This window comes from Nonomuraea sp. C10, from assembly GCF_008017515.1.
Taxonomy (GTDB): domain Bacteria; phylum Actinomycetota; class Actinomycetes; order Streptosporangiales; family Streptosporangiaceae; genus Nonomuraea; species Nonomuraea ferruginea.
Window position 1 is genome coordinate 2,267,310 of record NZ_VPFF01000003.1, and the last position, 18,373, is coordinate 2,285,682.

The window sequence follows — 18,373 nt, forward strand, 5'->3', positions numbered from 1 at the left end:
ATCCTGTACGCGAAGGAACCGGGTCTTGAACCGGCGGAGGGTTGTTGACAATCTGGAGGTCCAACATCAGCCCGTGCTGCCGTGGAGAATCGTGATGGCGGACGCGACGACTCTGAATCGCATACTGCTGGACCTCTATGGCCTTCACCAGTCCGACCCGGACTGGCTGGAGAAATCTCTCGCCGTGCTCACGGATGACTGCGAGGTCGTCAATATTCCGCTCGGCGCCACCTCTCACGGGCCTTCCGGGTACGCCCGGTTCATTCAGGCGTGGGTGGCGGCCTTCCCTGACAGTACGGTCGAGATCACGAATCTGTTCTCGACCGATGACCAGGGCGTGGTCGAGTTCATCGGACGCGGGACGAACACCGGCCCGCTGCTCGGTCCCGCCGGGGTGATAGCCGCGACAGGGCGTCGGGCGGAGGTGCGCTTCTGCAACGTGCAGCGGTTCGCCGATGGGAAGGTCAGCAGCTTCCATCAGTATTTCGACCTCATGGGTCTGCTCCAACAGCTCGGCGTGCCGCCGGCCATGCCTTCTTCTCCGCTCTAGCCGGTCACAGGAGATCAGGAACGGCTTATGGGCGCATCAGAAAGCCGATCTCTCGCCCATCTGGAGACGGTGCTCGACCAGACCGCGGCAACACTTCAGACGCATGGAGCCGCCGTAGCGACGATGGAGGTGCTCTTTCTCGAACTGTTCACGATACGTGGGCAAGTGGCTGTTGACTTCTGGAAAGAAGTGGTGGTCGACGCCTGCCGCCGCCATCCCCTCGTACATCTTCTTCATCAAGATTCGTTCACCTTCCGCGCGTTCAGCAAACCACGTGGCTATGCGGGGGATGCGGTGCTGCTCGACTTCATGTATGCGGCTGAGGACTCGTCGACGCCGCCGGAATGGGAAACCGGCTCCCTGCTGGGCAAGCAGATCTGCCATTACACCTCCACCTGTTCGCAGGGAGCACGGGCTGCCCGGTCTCGCCGACGCGTGATCATCGACACCCTGAACCGGTGTGCGGCCGGCGACTCAGCGCCGTCGGTGCTCTCCCTGGCCTGCGGGCATCTGCGCGAAGCCAGATACTGCCCCGCCCTCCGGCAGGGGAGTCTGGGCCGGTTCCTCGCCGTGGACCAGGACAAGGAGAGTCTGGCCGTCGTCTCACGCGAACTGGCGCCATGGGGAGTCGTCCCGCTGGCGGCCTCGGTTCGGGAGATCCTCAGAGGCGACGTGGTTCTGACCGGCTTCGACCTGGTCTACGCGACCGGTCTGTATGACTACCTCGCCGAACCGGTGGCGCAACGGCTCTGCGAGCGCCTCTTGCGCATGCTCGGTCCCGGTGGGCGCTTCCTGATCGCCAACGTGATGCCCACCTGCACCAGCGCCGCCTACATGGAGGCGTACATGGATTGGTGGTTGCTGTATCGAACCGAGACGCAGATGCTCAAGCTCGCCGAGACCTTGCCGGACAAGGACGTCGAAAAGATCCGCGTCTTCACCGACAACCTGGGGCAGATCGTCTTTCTGGAGGTGGAGAAGACGGCCTACGGGTAGCTGACGCCCGACCGCAGCTTGCCGCTGTAGAGCTGCGGCACGGTGACCAGGTGGTAGCCCCGCTTCTTCAGCTCCCTGATGACCTCCGGCATGGCCTGGACGGTCTGCGGCACCGTGTCGTGCATCAGGATGATGCCGTCGCGCTTGGCCAGGCTGAGCACCTTGGCCTTGATCTTCTTCTTGTCCTTCAGCGCCCAGTCGTGGGTCGTGCCGGTCCACTTCACCTCGGCGAGGTCCAGCTCGTCGGCGATGCGCAGCACGCGCTCGTCGGTGTGGCCGAACGGCGGCCGGAACATGGTCGCCGTCAAGCCTGTGGCCTTCTTGATGGCCTGCTGGCCGGCCTTGATGTCGTCGAAGATCTCGTCGTCGAGCCGGGGCGTCAGGGAGAAGTGGGAGTAGGTGTGGTTGCCGATCGCGTGTCCTTCGGCGAGCGTCCGCTTCGCCAGCGCCGGGCGCTGGTCGACGTACTTGCCCGTCAGGAAGAACGTGGCCTTGGCGCGTTCCTTCTTGAGGACGCGCAGGAGCTTCGCCGTGCTCTTGCCCGGGCCGTCGTCGAAGGTCAGCGCCAGACACTTGACCTCGGCACAGTCGATCTTCGCCTGGGCGGTGGTGGCGGGGGTGCCGCTCAGCGCCAGCGACCCGGCGAGCAAGCCATGAATCAGCACAGCCAACACCCTACGGCCCATGCCCCGGCGTGTTCGATCACGCTCGGGAGAAGGCGCAGGTCGCGGACTCTTGGACCGTTTTTCGTTATCGCACCGTGTCAGGCGAACACCGTCACCAGACGGGTGAACTCGCTCGCGACGTCCATGCCGTCCCACACCCGGTGGAAGCTGAGCGCGTCGCCGAACGGCACCATGCGGTCGACGCCCCGCCCCGCCAGGGCGTGGGCCAGCTCCATCAGCTCCTCGCGGGAGAAGCCGAAGTGGGCCATCGTCTGGTCGCGCCGTCCTACCAGGGGGATCAGCTCGGCCAGGGATCCGAGCCTGGCGTGCGCGAACGTGCCGGCGCCGAGCCAGCGCCGGGGCGCGGTGATCGCGGTGGCGAGCGCGAGGGCGTCGTCGTGGAGGTCGGCCGCCCGTTCGTAGGCGGCCACCCGCCGCTGCACCGCCATGGCCGCGTCGACCGCCCACCCGCGCCGCTCGACCGCGAGCGCCAGGCAGGCGGCGAAGGCGGCGCGGGCCGCGTCGCAGTCGGCGCGCGACCCGACCCAGAACGCCGTGCGCGGCGAGGAGCAGGCCGCCTGGTCGAACCAGTAGGAGTCGTTCACGAACCCCTCCGCCACCGCCGCCCGCGCGGCGCGCGGCGCGCCCAGCCACGCCGAGGCCCGCACCACCGCGAACGACGACCGGTCGGGGAACGTCAGCTCCCGCGCGTGCGGGGCCAGCGGATGCCGGCGGATCTCGTGCGCCGCGCGGTCGCCGCCCCAGATGACGCGCAGGTCGCAGGCCAAGGAGAGGGCGGCCGTGATGGTGGGGGAGCGGTCGTAGCAGATGATCCGCTGGGTGGCGGCCACCACCGGGTCGGCGTCGTCGAGCGCCTCCTGCAGCGCGTCGACGATCGTGGCGGCCATGGGACCCGCGCGCGGGGACAGCCGCACGACGTTGCGGTTGCCGGTCAGCGCCGACAGCGCCCACGAGTAGACGAACACGGTGTCGACGTCGGCGGGCGGGACGTGGAACGCCAGGCCGCGCGGCATCCGTACGTGATCACCGCGCAGCGCGTCGATCGTGCGCAGCAGCTCGCCGGGACGCAGGAAGGAGCCGAGCGTGCCGAGCTCGGGATGGCGGCGCGCGAGCGCCGGGCGGAGCAGCAGCCGGCCGAACGCGACCAGGAAGTCGAGGATGCGGTCGTCGCCCACGGACAGGCGGCTCCCGGCCATGACCTCGTCGAGCAGGTGGTCGACGGTGACGGGCGGACCGGCGGGGAACCTGACGTCGAGCATCACGTCACCGCCCGGCCGCTGACACCCACCACGTGCATGCACTCTCCGTGTTGAGAACGCAACAAAGTGTAGTTGAGCCGGGCGTCAACTGAAACCGCGTCCCCTGGGCGAGTAAGGGAAGCGTATAAGGACGCGTGGCGCTGATCGGCGACTGCGAAGGTTCGACGGGGCGCGCCAACCGCACGGAGGGACACCATGCACGATTCCAACCACTGGTACGGTCACTCCCGCGTTCCCGGCCGGAAGTGGGTCCGATGCGCGTGATCGACGGCGCCGAAGGCGTCGAGCTGAGAGCGGGCCCGGGCGAGGCGCCGGGCAACGTCCGGCTGATCGGCGGCGCGATGCTGCTGTGGTCGGACACGGGTGAGGTCACCTGCTGGCGGGCCGCCGCGCTGGAACTCCTGGACCGGTTGCTGCCCGCCGCCGCGCGGGTCCTGCTGGTCGGCCCGCACCCGATGGAGCTGGTCGACCGGGTGGCCGGGCGGGCCGTTTCGGTGGCGGCGGTGCTGCGTTCGTTCCCCGACGCGTGCGCGCTGGGCGAGCGGCATCCGGGCATCGACGTCCACTGCGGACGCCTGGATCTGCTCGACCCCGACGAGCCGTACGACCTGGTGCTGGCGCTGGACGGGCTGGCCCGCACGCACTCGGCCGAGGCGCCGGCCGTGCCGTGGCGACGGTCGCTGGCCGCGCTGGCCGGGCTCGCCGCCCCGGGCGGGCGGCTGGTGCTCGGGGTGCGCAACGACCTCGGGGTGGACCGGCTGCTCGACGCGCGCCCGCCGGACCGCGACGGCCAGTGGGAGCCGCACGGCTGCGACCCCACCTACCCGAGCGGGCCGGTCACCCTCGACGCCGCGCTGGCGTCGGCGGGGCTCCGCGCCGAACGCTGCTACGCGGCCTACCCCGACGGCCGGGCGCCCCGGGCCGTGCTCGCCCGCGAGCTGCTCGGCATGGAGCTGCCGGAGGCGCTCACCTTCCCGCTGAGCGGGAGCGAGGCGGAGCGGATGCCGGCGGCCGACCCGCTGCGGCTGACCCGGCTGGTGTTCCGCCACCGGCTGGGGGACGAGCTGGCCCCGCTCTGGCTGGCCGTGGCCACCCGGGGGGAGCCGTCGTCCGCGGACCTGCCGCTCGGCCTGGTCGAGGAGGGGGCGTCCGTGCACGAACTGGTACGCGACGGCACGGGGCCGATGATCGCGCTGCGGCTGCCCGGCGGCGAGGCGCGGCCGGTGCCGGCGGGCCGGGTCGTGGAGGAGATGCTCGTGGAGGCCTGCGCCCGCGAGGACGTCCGGGCCGTCCGCGTGCTGCTCACCGCGCTCGCCCAGTGGGTGGAGGACGGCGGCGACGTCACCGCCACGGCCGACGCGCTGGTCTGGGACGGGGAGTCCTTCCATCCGGTCGCCCCCGGCCCCGTCCCGCCGCCCGGGGGCGCCGGGCCGCCGCCGGCCGTGGTGCTCTGCCGGATGCTGTGGCGGTTCGCGGTGCGGTTGCTGGCCGCCGGGCACCACCATCCGTGGCCGTGGCCGCTGGAGAGCGACCAGCTCACGCTCACGCTGTGCGGCATGGCGGGCAGGCCGTGCGACCGCGCCGAGCTGGAGCTGGCCCGCAGGCTCGACGCCGAGCTGGGCCCGCCCGCCGGGCCGGACGATCCGGCGCCGACCTACCGCGACCTGCTGCGCGCCAGGGACCGGCTCGCCGAGCAGCTCGCCGTCGCGCTGGCCAGGGTCTCCCGGCTGGAGAGCCGGCTCAAGCACCGCGAGCGCGCGCTGGCGAGGGCGCGTTCGCGCCTGCGGCGCAGCCGCCACAACGCCTCCGCCTACCGCAGGACGCTCGGTTACCGGCTGTCACGCGGGCTCTCCGGCCCCCGCCGGGCCGCTCGCCGGGTCATGCGCCTGTTGTACGGATGACGTCTGCGGCGGCAGATGGTCAAGAACAGGCATGGACATCCTCTAGTAGTAGCAGAGAGTAAAGATTCAAACACGGCAGGTCGTCATGCTGTTGGTCCATGAGGACCTATTCGCTCGATGACGTCCACGAGACACGCAAGCGGAGAGACTCCTGGTGGACGGTGTACTTCGTGGACCCGATCGCCTGCCGGGTCGCGCTCGTGGTCGCCAACCGTACCCAGATCACGCCCAACAACCTCACGGTGTTCTCGCTGGTCCTCGGCGCGGCGTCAGCCGTGTGCCTGGCGGCGGGCGAGCTGGCGGCCGGCGCGCTGCTCTTCTACCTGAGCTTCATGATCGACTGTGTCGACGGCAAGATCGCCAGGTTGAAGGGCACGGGGACGCCCTTCGGGCTCTGGCTCGACTACGTCGGCGACCGGGTGCGGGTGGTGCTGTGCGCCGCCGGGCTCGCCTACGGGCAGTACGAGCGCACGGGGGAGGTCGCGTACATCCTGCTCGGCGCCGCCGTGGCCGTGCTCGACCTGTTCAGGTACGTCAACGCGCCGCAGATGAAGCGGGTCCACGCCGCCATCAGGGGGGAGCGGAACGCCGAGGAGGCCCCGCCGGACCTGGTGCCGGCGCCGCGTGAGGAGGACGCCGAGGCGCCCGTGCCGACGGGCTTCCTGCAGCGGCTCAACGCGTTCCTGGCCCGCCACCGGGTGCGATCGCACCTGATCAGCGGGATCGAGTTCCATGCGGCCGTGTTCGTGATCGCGCCCCTGATCGGGGTGGTGGCGCTGATCCCGGTGGCGGCGGCGGCCAGTTTCCTGCTTCTCGCCAACGAGGTCTTCCTGGTTTACCGGATGTGGCTCTTCGCCCGCAGGCACGGAGCCGCTCAGGAGAGCCGAGAGCACGTTCTCGTCTAAGTTTTCGGGGGTTAGTACGAAATGTCTGACAGGCCGGTGTTCGTCATCGGGTGCCCGCGCTCCGGGACCACGATGCTCCAGCTCATGCTCCACTCCCACCCTCGGCTGGCGGTGGCGCCGGAGACGAAGTTCGTCCTTCCCGCCTACTACCGCCGCCGGGTCTTCGGCGACCTGCGGGACGCCTCCCGCCGCCGCCCGCTGGCCGAGTGGATCGCCGGCGACCGCAGCACCAAGTTCCGCGAGCTGAAGATCGCCAAGGCCGACTTCGTCCGCGAGGCCGTGGAAGGGCCCGGCTCGCTCGGCTCCGTCATCGGGACCGCCTTCCGCATGTACGCCGACCGCTTCGACAAGCCCCGCTGGGGCGACAAGCGGCCCAGCTACGTCAAGCACACCGACCTGCTGCTCAGGCTCTTCCCCGACGCCCAGTTCATCCACCTGATCAGGGACGGGCGCGACTGCGTCGCCTCGCTCAAGGAGATGCCCTGGTACACGGCCGACTCCTTCCACGCGATCGCCACCTGGGCCGAGGCCATGGACGCGGGGGAGCGGCTGCGCCGGACGCTGCCCGAGGACACCTACTTCGAGCTGCGGTACGAGGACCTCACCGACGATCCGGAGACCGAGCTCAAGAAGCTCTGCGTGTTCCTGGACGAGGACTTCTCGCCCGCCATGGTCTCGCCGCGCGAGGCGGCCAGCATGGCCGTGCCGGTGCACAAGGTCTGGCACAGCAACACGCACGGCGAGGTCACCCGCAGCAGGGTGGGGAGCTGGGCCAAGCGGCTGGACTCCTGGGAGATCTCGCTGTGCGAGCACGTGTTCGGCGAGCGCCTCGAAGCCAACGGCTACGAGCTGTCCGGCGCGCCCAGCGCGGCCAAGGAGCACGTGGCGGCCTGCAACAAGACGATGGCCAGGCGGCGTACCAGCCGGCTGCGCAAGGGCTTCCGCGACCGCATCAACAGGATGCGCGAGCCCAGCCCCGTGGCGGCCCTGCTCACCAGCGGCCAGCGGGTGCTGGCGGGCGTCCCGCAGCAGCGCAACGAGTCGCCCGAGCTGGCCGAGCACAACTGATCACCGACGGCGCCGGCGCGGGGGCGCGGCGCCGTCAGCGCGAAGGGCCCGCCGGTCACCGCCGGCGGGCCCTGTGTGGTTCAGCGCTCCAGGTGCGCGAACAGGGACTCCCAGCGGTCCAGCACGCGGTCGAGGCGGAAGGCCTCGGCGCGCTCGCGGGCGGCGGCGCCCAGCCGGCGCCGCTCGCGGTCCGATCCGGTGAGCGAGCCCAGCCGCTCCGCCAGCGCGTCCACGTCACCGGGCGGCACGAGCACCGGCCGCGCCGACCGAACCCCGCCCGACACGTCGAATGCCACCGCCGGCACCCCGTGCGCGGCGGACTCCAGCAGCACGATCGGCAGCCCCTCGTGCTCGCTGCTCATCGCCAGGAGCGAAGCCGCGCGGTACTCGGCCGGCATCTCGCCGGCGGGCACCCGCCCGCGGAACACCACCCGGTCCGTCACCCCCTCCCGGGCGGCGTGCGCGCGCAACCGGTCCAGCTCCGCGCCGTCGCCGATCAGGTGCAGCTCCCACGGCGGCGGCGCGCCCGACCGGGCGAAGGCGGTGATCAGCCGGTCGAACCGCTTGACCCCCTCCAGCCGTCCCACCCCCAGCACGCGCGGCGCCGAGAGCTCCGACACCCGGCGGGGCCAGTGCGCCAGCGGGTTCGGCAGAGCCCAGGCGTTGGGCAGCAGGGCCTGCTCAGAGAAGCGCCACGCGTCGTCCTCGCTGAGGAACACCGCCTGCTCCAGCTCCGGGTAGTGCTTCTTGATCGAGCCCAGGTGCCAGCAGCCGCTCGCGTGCTCGTACGAGCCGTGATACTGGCCGATCGCCCGCAGGTGCTCCGGGATCAGCCCGGCCGTCCTGGTGACCACTCCCGGCGAGGTGAGCACCGCGTAGCCGGGGCGCATCGTGCCCAGCAGCTCCCGCAGCCTGCGGCGGGACCGCCGGCGCGCGATCCCGCCCTCCTGCCCCACCGGCGCGCTGCTGACCAGGTGCCGGTGGTAGCGCGGGTGCTCGACGTAGGGGAAGGGCGACGCGGCCCGGTGCAGGCCGATCACGTGCACCTCGTGCCCGCGCCGCGCCAGGCCCTGGGCGAGGGTGTGCGTGACCTGCTGGATGCCGCCGAGCGTGTCGGCGTCCAGACACGCGAAGACGACGTTCATGCCGCGTTCCCCGCGGAATCCGCGTCCGGCGCGGGCCCGGCGCTCGCCGCGTCCGCGGGGGTGCCGGCGTTTCCGGACGGACTCGCGTACCCGGAGGAAGCGACGGGCCGGACGTTCCCGGACGGGCCCGCGTTCCCGGACGGGCCCGCGTTCCCGGACGGGCTCGCGTCCTTGGAAGGGCCCGCGGCGAAGAAGTCCGTGACGATTCTGGCGGCGGCGTCGCCGTGCTCGTCGGCGCACCACAGCTCGCGGAAGGCCGCGTACCGCGCGGCGTGGGCGGCGTGACCGGCGGGCAGGTCGCGGAGCCGGTCGACGAGCTCCTCCGTGGTGGTGACGCACGGTCCCGGCGCGATGGACGGCAGGTCGTGGTAGACGCCCCGTTCCGTGAGCCGGTACTCGTCCCAGTCGTCGATGAGGAAGAGCATCGGCTTGCCGGTGATCGCGTAGTCGCACATCACGGACGAGTAGTCCGTGAGCAGCGCGTCCGAGACCAGCATCAGGTCGTTGATCTCCGGGTACGTCGCGGCCGGCCGCACGAAGTGGAGCAGGTGCTCGGGCGGCCGGTACCGCTCGACCGGGTGGGTGCGCAGGATCACCACCCACTCGCCGGCCAGTTCCTCGGCCATGAGCTCCAGGTCCGCCCGGACCGAGCGGCCGCTGCTCTTGGCCCGGTCGCGGTACGTGGGCGCGTACAGCAGGACCTTCTTGCCGGCGGGCAGCTCCAGTCGCGTGCGCGGGTCACCGGCGAACTCGCCCTTAACCAGCGCGTCGCAGCGCGGCGTGCCGTGCCGGTAGACCGGGCCGGTGTAGCCGTTGGACGGGACGAACCGGCGGGAGAACTCGGCGCTGGGCGAGATCAGCGCGTCCCAGCGGGCGACCGCGGCCCGCCACCGCGCGCGTGGCCCGTCGAAGTCGCCGCGCAGGTCGGGCGCGTCGAAGCCGATGGACTTGATGCCCTGCCCGTGCCAGGTCTGCAGGTAGCGGGTGCCGCGCGGTTTGGGATAGTCCAGCGGGAAGCCGTGGCTGTCCACCCAGTAGCCGGCCCTGGCCAGCGTCCAGACGTACTTCCAGCCGCCGCGCCGGACCCCGCGCGCGCCGGTCGGCGCCTTGCCGCGGCCCTTGGCCACCGACCAGACCACCTCGACGGGCAGGCCGCGCCGGCGCAGCTCCTCGTACAGGGCCCTGGGGCTGCCGGTGCAGCCCTTGCCGACGTCCGACTCGAACAGCGCGAGGTCGCGGCGCGGCCGCAGCATCTTGATCAGCAGCTTGTACGCGCGCAGCTTCATCGCCGGGGTGCTGATCCTCCTGATCAGCGCCCGCTTGACCCGTCCGGGCAGCGCCCGCCGCCGGGGGGAGCGTCGCACGCGCAGGTAGGCGGCGTGGCCGTCGCAGCCGACCGTGGCTCCCGGCAGCTCGATCGGCGTCATCTTCGGGTCCACGATGAGCCGGTCGGTGGTGGTGAGGCCGTCGGCGAGCCGGGTGAAGCCGATGCGCGGCTCGCAGGAGCCGTCCGGGGTGAAGGTCACCTCGGTGACGTAGCCGCCGTCGCCCGAAGGGTGCGGCCGGAGCGGGACCCGCCGCCCGCCGAGCTTCAGGAACGCCTCCCAGTCCACCGGCAGCACGCCGAAGGGATCGTACGTGCGCACGGTCATCCGCACCTGGCGGCCGTCGCCGGCGATCTCGGTGACCTCGTGCCGCAGCCGCGACGCCGAGAACGGCAGCTCGGCCAGGCGCAGCGGGGTGATGTCCAGGCCGGGCGAGACCGTGGTGCCCCAGTAGGTGCGCCCGCCGAGCTGCACGGCGGCGCGCGGCACGGCCCGCGGCCCGGTCAGGCATCCGGCGGCGACGCGCAGGTCCTCGGCCCGGTCGTCCATGATGAGCCGGCAGCACACCTTGACCAGCGGGTCCACCCGCTCGTACACCTCGGCCGGTATCCCCTCCAGGTACGGGCGGACGACGGCGGCGAACTCCTTGACCCACACCAGGTCCCTGGAGGGCAGCGGGTTGAGGTAGACGCACAGGTCCTGCCGGAGGAAGCGGTGCTGCCGCTCGGGCACCAGATCGGCGGCCCCGTGCCGGCGCAGCGCCTCGTCGCTCAGCCTGGCGGCGGTCACGCGGTGGCGGACGTTGTCCATCTCCTCGATCGACAGCGAGATGGACGAGGCGCCGCGGGCCCGGTGCCAGTGGTAGACCACCCACGGCACGATCGCGAACCGCCGCGCGTGCGCGTACAGCTCGGTGGCGAAGACGTGGTCCTCGTAGTGGATGTCCTCGGGGAAGCGCACCCCGCTCTCGCGCAGGAAGCGCACGTCGTACAGCTTGTTGGTGCTGAACGAGTCCAGGAACAGCTCCGGCTCCTCCCGGATGCCCTCGACCACGCGCCGCCGGGCGAACAGCGTCGGGTAGTACGGGCGCAGTCGCCCGTTCCATTCGTACAGCCGGGAGATCTGGCCGGACACGAAGTCGGCCCCGGTCCGCTCGATCTCGGCCAGCAGGCTCTTGCAGGCGTGCCGGGGCAGCTCGTCGTCGCTGTCGAGGAACATCACGTACGGGGCCGCGGCGGCGTCCAGGCCGTCGTTGCGCGGGGCGCCGCAGCCGCCGCTGTTGCGCTCTCTGCGCAGGTAGCGGACGCGCGGGTCGGACACCGCCAGCCCGGCCGCGACCTCGGGGGTGTCGTCGGTGCTGGCGTCGTCGGAGATGATCACTTCGAGGTCGCGCAGTGTCTGGCCGAGCACCGAGCGGACCGCTCTGGGCAGCCGGGGGGCGTCGTTGTAGGTGATCACGACAACCGTGCAATCCGCCATGCCTACCCCCCGTGCGTCACGACGTGGGAGTAGGCATTCCCGGCACTTCAGGAGGTACGACCGAATGGCAGTGTTTTTTGCCCAAAATCATCGAATAAGGCGACGAATCACCCAAACAATGACAAGTAGCGCGGCGACTCCGCCCAGCACCGGCGCCAGCCGCTTGAGCAGCGGAGCGCCCGCGATGTCGAGCAGGTCGAGCGCCTCCTCGTCGGGCGTGCGTGACGTGCGCATGGTGCCCGCCGGGTGGGCGTCCTCGCCGGGCGCCGGCACGGCGGCCAGGTGGCGCTCCGCCGGTTCCTCGGCGGCGGCCTCCTGCTGCGGCTCCTGCGCGGGCTCGGCGAACAGGTCGGCGAGGTTCGCCGCGAACCGGTCGATGAGCTTCGCCCCGACCTCGGCCATCACCCCGCGGCCGAACTGGGCGGGCCGCCCGGTCACGTTGAACGTCGTCTCGACCGTCACGGACGTGGCGCCGTCGACCGGCGTCAGCCGCGCCTTGACCGTCGCGGCGGCGGTCCCGGAGCCACGCGCCTCCTTGCCCGAGGCCTGGATGGTGAGCGTGTGGGAGTCCTTGTCGACGTCCTCGAACGCGGCCGAACCCCGATAGGTGACGGTGATCGGTCCGACCTTGACCTTCATCCTGCCCGTGAACTGCTGACCCTCGACGCTGTCGAGAGCCGCCCCCGGCAGGCACGGGGCCACTCGCTCGACATCCAGCAGGACCGCCCAGGCCTGCTCGATGGGGACCGGGACCGTGAACTCGTGCTCGAACCGCATCGCCATCGATTCGCTCCTTCCCGCTGCTGCGAGACTACGTGCCGCGGGGGCGCCCCGGAAGAGGGGCGCCCCCGCCTGATCAGGGCGCTCCGGCCGCGGTGCGGACCGCCCGGTGCGTCAGCACCCTGGCCAGATGCCGCCGGTAGTCCGGCTGCGCGTGCAGATCGGCGGGCGGCGAGGTGTCCGCCGCCGCCTCCTCACACGCCTGCCGGAGCCCGTCACCCAGCTCCAGACCCTCCAGCGCGGTCTCGGCCGCCCGTGCCCGCACCGGTGTCGTCCCCATGTTGGTCAGCCCGATCCTGGCCTCCTGGATCGAGCCGTTGGAGCGCCTGACGGCCGCCGCCACGCCGACGATCGCCCACGCCTGAGCGGTGCGGTGGAACTTCTCGTAGTGGAAGCCCCAGCCGTCGCCCAGTTTCGGGATCTTCACGCCCACCAGGACCTCGCCCTGCCGCAGCGACGACTCCAGATAGTCGACGAAGAAGTCGGCCGCCGGGATCTCCCGCTCGCCCTGCGCCGAACGGGCCACCAGCACGCCCTCCAGCGCCAGCACCACCGCGGGCAGGTCGCCCGCCGGGTCGGCGTGCGCCAGCGACCCGCCGAACGTGCCCCGGTGCCGCACCGCCGGGTCCGCCACCATGGCGGTGGCCAGCGCGAGCAGCGGGGCGCCCGCGGCCACCACGCCGGAGCGCATCACCTCGTCGTGCGTGGTCATCGCGCCGATGAACACGTGGTCGCCGCGGTCGTGCACGCCGGCCAGCTCCGGCAGCCGTGCCACGTCGACCAGCTTCGTCGGGTACGCCAGCCGCAGCCGCAGCAGCGGCAGCAGCGACTGCCCGCCCGCGATCACCTTGGCGTCCTCGTCCGCCGCCAGCTCCTGGCAGGCCTCCGCCAGCGAGCCGGGGCGCACGTAGTCGAACGATGCCGGGATCATGCCCGCCCTCCTTCCAGCGCGCGCCACACCCGCTCGGGCGTGCACGGCATCTGCACGTCCCGCACGCCGTGCGGCCGGAGCGCGTCCACGATGGCGTTGACCACCGCGGGCGTCGAGGCGATGGTGCCCGCCTCGCCGACGCCCTTGGCGCCCAGCGGGTTGCTGGTGGCCGGCGTCTCGGTCCTGTCGGTCACGAAGTCCGGCAGGTCCGCCGCCGACGGCAGCAGGTAGTCGGCCAGCGTGGCGGTGAGCAGGTTGCCCTCCGCGTCGTAGACGGCCTCCTCGTACAGGGCCTGCCCGATGCCCTGCGCGATGCCGCCGTGCACCTGGCCCTCGACGATCAGCGGGTTGACCACCTTCCCCACGTCGTCGACCGCCACGTACGAGCGGATCTTGACGTGTCCGGTCTCCCTGTCCACCTCCACCGCCGTCAGGTGGGTGCCGTGCGGGAAGGAGTAGTTGACCGGGTCGAACGTGGCGTCCGAGTCCAGCCGGGCCTCCGCCCCCTCGGGCAGGTTGTGCGCGGCGAACGCGGCCAGCGCCAGCTCCTGGATCGTCGTCTGGGAGTCGGTGCCCTTCACCTTGAACGCGCCGCCGGCGAAGTCGAGGTCGTCCGGCGAGCACTCCAGGAGGTGCGCGGCCAGCTTGCGTGCCTTCTCGCGCACCTTCTCGCACGCCTGCAGCACCGCCACCCCGCCGACGACCAGCGAGCGCGAACCGTAGGTGTCCATGCCCTTGTGCGAGATCGCGGTGTCGCCGTGCACCACCGTGACGTCCTCGAACGGGACGCCGAGCGCGTCGGCCGCGATCTGGCTCCACGACGTCACGTGGCCCTGCCCGTGCGGCGACGTGCCGGTGACGACCTCCACCTTGCCGGTCGGCAGCATCCGCACCGACGCGTGCTCCCAGCCGCCCGCGCCGTAGTTCGCCTCGCCCAGCATCCGCGACGGCGCCAGCCCGCACATCTCGGTGAACGTGCTGACGCCGATGCCGAGTTGCACCGGGTCGCCACGGTCACGCCGGTCGGCCTGTTCGGCGCGCAGCTTGTCGTAGCCGAACAACTGCAGCGCCTTGTCGGTCGCCGCCTCGTAGTTCCCGGAGTCGTAAGTCAGGCCAGCGATCGTGGTGTACGGGAACTCCTCGTGCTTGATCCAGTTGCGCCGCCGCACCTCGATCGGGTCGAGCCGCAGCTCCGCCGCGAGCTCGTCCATGATCCGCTCGATCGCGAACGTGGCCTCGGGACGGCCCGCGCCCCGGTAGGCGTCCGTCGGCATCTTGGTGGTGAACACGCCCTTGCAGGCGAACTCGTACGCGTCCATCTTGTAGATGCCGTTGAACATGGTCGCGCCGAGCATCGGGACGCCCGGGGTGACCAGCATCAGGTACGCGCCCACGTCGGCGAGCAGGTCGACCTGGAGCCCGCGGATGCGGCCGTCGGCGTCGGCCGCGAGCCTGATGTGCTGGAGCTGGCCGCGCCCCTGGTGGACGGCCAGGTTGCCCTCGGTGCGCGACTCGGCCCACTTGACTGGCTTGCCCAGCTTCCGGCAGAGCAGCAGGCAGAGCACCTCTTCGGCGGTGACCTGCAGCTTGGTGCCGAACCCGCCGCCGACGTCCGGCGCGATCACGCGGAGCCGGTGCTCGGGGACGCCGGTGACCATGGCCAGCATCACCCGCAGCACGTGCGGGATCTGCGTGGACGTCCACATCGTGAACGTGTCGCCGTCGGTGGAGACCAGCACCGCCCTGGGCTCCATGGCCGCGCCGATCAGGCGCTGCTGCACGTACGTCCGGTCGATGACCACCGGGGCGTCCCTGAAGGCCGCGTCGAGGTCACCCGAGGTGATCTTGACGGAGAACGCCTGGTTGCCCGTCTCGTGCACCTTCGGGCTGTCCGGCGAGAGCGCCGTCTCCAGGTCGATCACCGGCGGCAGCGGCTCGTAGTCGACCTCGATCGCCTCCAGGGCGTCGGCCGCCTTGAACCGGTCGGTGGCGACCACGCAGGCCACGATCTCGCCCGTGTACCGCACCTCCGTCACCGCCATCGGCGGGTGCTCGGGGATGACGATGTCGTCCGACACCGGCCACGCGCACGGCAGGCTGCCCTGCTCGCCGGCGACGTCCTGGCCGGCGAACACCGCGACCACGCCGGGCAGCTCGCGCGCCGCCGACACGTCCACCCCGGTGATCCGCGCGTGCGCCATCGGGCTGCGCAGGAAGGCCACGTGCAGCATCCCCGGCTGCTGCAGGTTGTCCGTCCACCGCGTGCGCCCGGTCAGCAGCCGGGCGTCCTCCTTGCGCCTTCTCGCCTTGCCCACCTCGGTCATGACGACTTCACCGCCTGACCCATCTCCTGGGCGCCCCGTTTCACCGCTCTGACGATGTTGCAGTAGCCGGTGCACCGGCAGAGGTTGCCTTCGAGCCCTTCCCTGATGGCCTCCTCCGACGGGTCCGGAGTGTCTCTCACCAGGTCGATCGCGGCCATGACCATGCCTGGCGTGCAGAATCCGCACTGCAGCGCGTGTTCCTCGTGGAAGGCCCGCTGCATCGGGTGCAGCGACCCGTTCGCGGCCAGGCCCTCGATGGTGACGATGTCGGAGCCGTCGGCCTGCACCGCGAGCACCGAGCAGCTCTTGACGGTCTTGCCGTCGAGCATCACGGTGCAGGCGCCGCAGTTGCTGGTGTCGCAGCCGGCGGGGGTGCCGGTCTTGCCCAGCCGTTCTCTTAGTAGGTGAACGAGAAGAAGTCGCGGTTCGACGTCCTCCTCGTAGGCGATTCCGTCCACTTTGACGGATATCCGGGGCATACGTCCTCCCTCACAGGAGCAGGGGAAAGGCGGACAAGGCCAACGTATGCCCGTGTTTGTCTCGGTAGTCAAGGGTTACTTACCACGAATAACCCTCGCCAGTATCGCCACCAGCCCCGCGAAGCCCAGGCCCGTCACCAGCACAGGCAACAGGACCAGCGGATCCGTGATCGACCGCGTCATGATCAGGATGCCCAGCACGACGAACAGGGTCCCGCTCAGCAGCGCCATCCAGTCGGTCCTGTGCAGGCGCCGCGGCCGGTCGACGTCACGCGGCACGCCGCACCTCCAGGTCTCCGACGCCGCCCCGGATGTGCAGCACGATCGTGGCCGGCTCGCCCTCGGGCGCGACCTCCGGCTCCATCACCCTGTCCAGCCGGACCTCCAGGCCGCCCCGGAGCGACTGGTCGACCTGGATGTCGCCGACCTTGTTGGTCGCGTGCACCTCCACCCGCGCGTCGGGCGGCACCACCACGTCCAGCGTCCCCACCGAGACCGCGGCCCGCACCTCGACCGTCGACCCCGGCTTCAGCGCGAGCTTCGACAGGTCCAGCTCGCCGTCTCCCACGCCCACGTCGAACACCTGGCGCGTCTCCTCCACGGTGAGGGGCTGCCACACGGCCGACCCCACCTTCGCCGGGAGCCCGCCGAACATCAGCCCGATGCCGATCAGCAGCGCCACCGTGGTGCCCGCGGCCACCAGCCCGGCGCCCTTGCCCCACCAGGCGGCGATCAGCAGCCCGGCCCCGATGGTGACGAGCACCGCGCCGCCGACGATCGTGGGCTGCACGCCCGAAGGCGATGCCGCCTGCACGGCCACGAGGATCCCTCCAATGATGGTTGCCAGCAGGATGGTGATGGCGCCGATGAACGACTTCGGCCGTTTCTGCCGCTTCGGCAGCGGCACCCCGTACAACGCGGGGTCGTACGGCGAGTAACCTCCGCCGCGCTTGGCCGGATCCAGCGGCTGGTACGGCCCGTGCGGCGCGAACGGCTCCCCGTACGAGCCGTACCGGGTCTCCCGGTGACCGGCGAGCGGCCGGTACGCGGGCATCTCCCGCGTCTCACCCGCCGCGAACACCGACTCCTCCTGCACCCCATACGACCGAACCCGATCCCCCTCGGCCCCTTCGCCGGTCGCGGATTCGGCCCTGGAACCGGCCCCGGACCCGGTCCTGGAACCCATCCCGGACCCGATCCCGGCCCCTTCCTCGGTCCCGGACCTGGACCCGATCCCGGTGCCTTCGTCGGTCCCGGTCCCGGCCTGGTCGCCGATCCTCGTACCGGGCTGATCGGTCCTCTCGCCTGTACCGGCCTCCGCCCGGAAGCCGGCCCCCGCCGGCTCCTGTCCCGGCGCACCCTGCCGCGGCAGATCAACGGCGGGCCGCGCCACCGTCTCATCGCCCCGGCCCTCCTGCGCCCGGTCGCCCTCGGCGGCCGGGTCCGTCCCCGCGTCGGCGTAAGCAGCGGCGTGTGCGGCTGCGGCGGGCGGCGCGGTCGCCTCGTCCCGCCCCGTTTCGGGCCACCCCGCCGCGTCGGGTGAGATGCTCGTGGGTGACGCCGCCTGGTCCCGCCCCGCTTCGGGTCGGCCGTCCTGCGCGGGCGACTCTGTTGCGTCGGGTGAGATGCTCGTGGGCGGTGCCGCCTGGTCCCGTACCGTTTCGGGCCGGCCGTCGGGCGTTGCCGCCGTGCCGGGGGAGGTGGCGGTCGCCTCGTCCTGGCTCCGTTCCGTCCGGTCGGCGTCTCCGGACGTCTTCGGCGAGACGCTGGCGTGGACCGCGGCGGGTCCGGTGCCGGTGAGCGGCACGGCACGAGGACCCTTGCCGGGCTCGGGCGCCGCGTCAGCCGCCGGGTGGGAGGTCTCTTCCCGCGTACCGTTCTCGTCCGTACGGCGGGGCTGGTCCGGGGGGCCTCCGGCGCGGGACCCCGGGGGCCGGTGACCCATCGGAGGAGTCGCCTGCGCGTACGGAGGCACGCGGGGGGTCTCCTGGTACCCGTCCAGGTCCATCGCTCGGGGCCGCCGGTTGAGGCGTTCGGGCATCGAGCGCACCAGCCCCAGCAGGTCGACCCCGTGCGCGTGCGCCGCCAGCAGCGCGACGGCCAGGAACAGCCCCGCCACCAGCGTCCCGGTGTCCAGCCACACGGTCGACAGGTTGATGCCCAGCCCGAGCGCCAGCACCGCCGTCAGCAACGCCATCACCGTGTCGGCGTCGAAGTCGCGGTGGGTCCACTGCTCGATGAGCCCCGGCCGCCCACTGGGCTCCTTCATCAGCAGAAAAGCCGCGATGTACAGAAACAGCCCGATACCGGACCCGAACAGCAGGATCACGAACCCCACGCGGAACACCACGGGGTCGATGCCGGTGTGCCTGCCGAGCCCGGCGCACACCCCCATGAGGAATCGTCCCTCGCTGCTGCGGCGCAGCACGCTCGGGGGCGCGGCCGGTTCCCTGGGCGGTGCTTCTGTCATGGAACCATCGTGACCCACCCCCGAGGGGGCACGCATCGGGGAGACCCCTGACCCGACCCGGGGGTTGTTCCCTGA

General features: G+C 71.6%; 15 protein-coding genes. 5 read left to right on the forward strand and 10 right to left on the reverse strand.

Going from position 1 to position 18,373, the window contains the following annotated elements; all coding sequences use genetic code 11:
* Window positions 1–94 precede the first annotated feature (94 nt).
* Together FR742_RS42830 and FR742_RS42835 are read left to right on the forward strand one after the other, a co-directional pair.
* Complete coding sequence (locus tag FR742_RS42830) at window positions 95–550, forward strand: ester cyclase (RefSeq protein ID WP_187281621.1); 456 nt, start codon at window positions 95–97, stop codon at window positions 548–550.
* Between the two features lie 27 nt (window positions 551–577).
* Window positions 578–1,546, forward strand: coding sequence for a class I SAM-dependent methyltransferase (locus FR742_RS42835; RefSeq protein WP_148036871.1), 969 nt, complete (start codon window positions 578–580; stop codon window positions 1,544–1,546).
* On the opposite strand, the gene FR742_RS42840 is transcribed toward FR742_RS42835, so the two are convergent.
* A complete protein-coding gene (locus FR742_RS42840; protein ID WP_187281622.1) occupies window positions 1,537–2,211 on the reverse strand; it encodes a polysaccharide deacetylase family protein in 675 nt (224 codons plus the stop codon). The genes FR742_RS42835 and FR742_RS42840 overlap by 10 nt on opposite strands.
* Before the next feature lie 98 nt (window positions 2,212–2,309).
* Window positions 2,310–3,491 carry an acyl-CoA reductase gene (locus FR742_RS42845; RefSeq protein WP_148036873.1) on the reverse strand — a complete coding sequence of 394 codons (1,182 nt, stop codon included), beginning with the start codon at window positions 3,489–3,491 and terminating at the stop codon, window positions 2,310–2,312.
* 254 nt (window positions 3,492–3,745) lie between these two features.
* Here FR742_RS42845 and FR742_RS42850 point away from each other — a divergent pair, with 254 nt between their 5' ends.
* The 3 genes from FR742_RS42850 to FR742_RS42860 all read left to right on the forward strand — a co-directional run bounded on the left by FR742_RS42850 (window position 3,746) and on the right by FR742_RS42860 (window position 7,365).
* Window positions 3,746–5,392 carry a hypothetical protein gene (locus FR742_RS42850; protein ID WP_148036874.1) on the forward strand — a complete coding sequence of 549 codons (1,647 nt, stop codon included), beginning with the start codon at window positions 3,746–3,748 and terminating at the stop codon, window positions 5,390–5,392.
* A gap of 98 nt (window positions 5,393–5,490) precedes the next feature.
* A complete protein-coding gene (locus tag FR742_RS42855) occupies window positions 5,491–6,297 on the forward strand; it encodes a CDP-alcohol phosphatidyltransferase family protein (RefSeq protein ID WP_187281624.1) in 807 nt (268 codons plus the stop codon).
* Window positions 6,298–6,318: 21 nt separating this feature from the next.
* The gene (locus tag FR742_RS42860) at window positions 6,319–7,365 is read left to right on the forward strand and encodes a sulfotransferase (protein WP_148036875.1); all 1,047 of its coding nucleotides are present in this window, start codon (window positions 6,319–6,321) and stop codon (window positions 7,363–7,365) included.
* A gap of 80 nt (window positions 7,366–7,445) precedes the next feature.
* Here FR742_RS42860 and FR742_RS42865 read toward each other — a convergent pair whose 3' ends face one another.
* The 8 genes from FR742_RS42865 to FR742_RS42900 form a co-directional block, all read right to left on the reverse strand.
* Window positions 7,446–8,510 (reverse strand): glycosyltransferase, encoded by a 1,065-nt coding sequence (locus FR742_RS42865; protein WP_148036876.1) that lies wholly within the window; start codon window positions 8,508–8,510, stop codon window positions 7,446–7,448.
* Window positions 8,507–11,314 carry a CDP-glycerol glycerophosphotransferase family protein gene (locus tag FR742_RS42870; RefSeq protein ID WP_187281625.1) on the reverse strand — a complete coding sequence of 936 codons (2,808 nt, stop codon included), beginning with the start codon at window positions 11,312–11,314 and terminating at the stop codon, window positions 8,507–8,509. Before FR742_RS42870 ends, FR742_RS42865 begins: the two co-directional genes overlap by 4 nt.
* An 87-nt stretch (window positions 11,315–11,401) precedes the next feature.
* Entirely contained in the window at window positions 11,402–12,097 is a 696-nt protein-coding gene (locus FR742_RS42875) for an SRPBCC family protein (protein ID WP_148036877.1), read from the reverse strand.
* A 73-nt stretch (window positions 12,098–12,170) separates the two neighbouring features.
* Window positions 12,171–13,025 carry a xanthine dehydrogenase family protein subunit M gene (locus FR742_RS42880; protein WP_148036878.1) on the reverse strand — a complete coding sequence of 285 codons (855 nt, stop codon included), beginning with the start codon at window positions 13,023–13,025 and terminating at the stop codon, window positions 12,171–12,173.
* Window positions 13,022–15,349, reverse strand: coding sequence for a xanthine dehydrogenase family protein molybdopterin-binding subunit (locus FR742_RS42885; protein ID WP_148036879.1), 2,328 nt, complete (start codon window positions 15,347–15,349; stop codon window positions 13,022–13,024). The genes FR742_RS42880 and FR742_RS42885 overlap by 4 nt, the downstream gene beginning before the upstream one ends.
* Entirely contained in the window at window positions 15,346–15,828 is a 483-nt protein-coding gene (locus tag FR742_RS42890; RefSeq protein ID WP_148036880.1) for a (2Fe-2S)-binding protein, read from the reverse strand. The genes FR742_RS42885 and FR742_RS42890 overlap by 4 nt, the downstream gene beginning before the upstream one ends.
* 75 nt (window positions 15,829–15,903) lie before the next feature.
* A complete protein-coding gene (locus tag FR742_RS42895; RefSeq protein ID WP_148036881.1) occupies window positions 15,904–16,107 on the reverse strand; it encodes a hypothetical protein in 204 nt (67 codons plus the stop codon).
* The gene (locus FR742_RS42900) at window positions 16,097–18,298 is read right to left on the reverse strand and encodes a PspC domain-containing protein (protein WP_187281626.1); all 2,202 of its coding nucleotides are present in this window, start codon (window positions 18,296–18,298) and stop codon (window positions 16,097–16,099) included. The genes FR742_RS42895 and FR742_RS42900 overlap by 11 nt, the downstream gene beginning before the upstream one ends.
* Window positions 18,299–18,373: the final 75 nt, after the last annotated feature.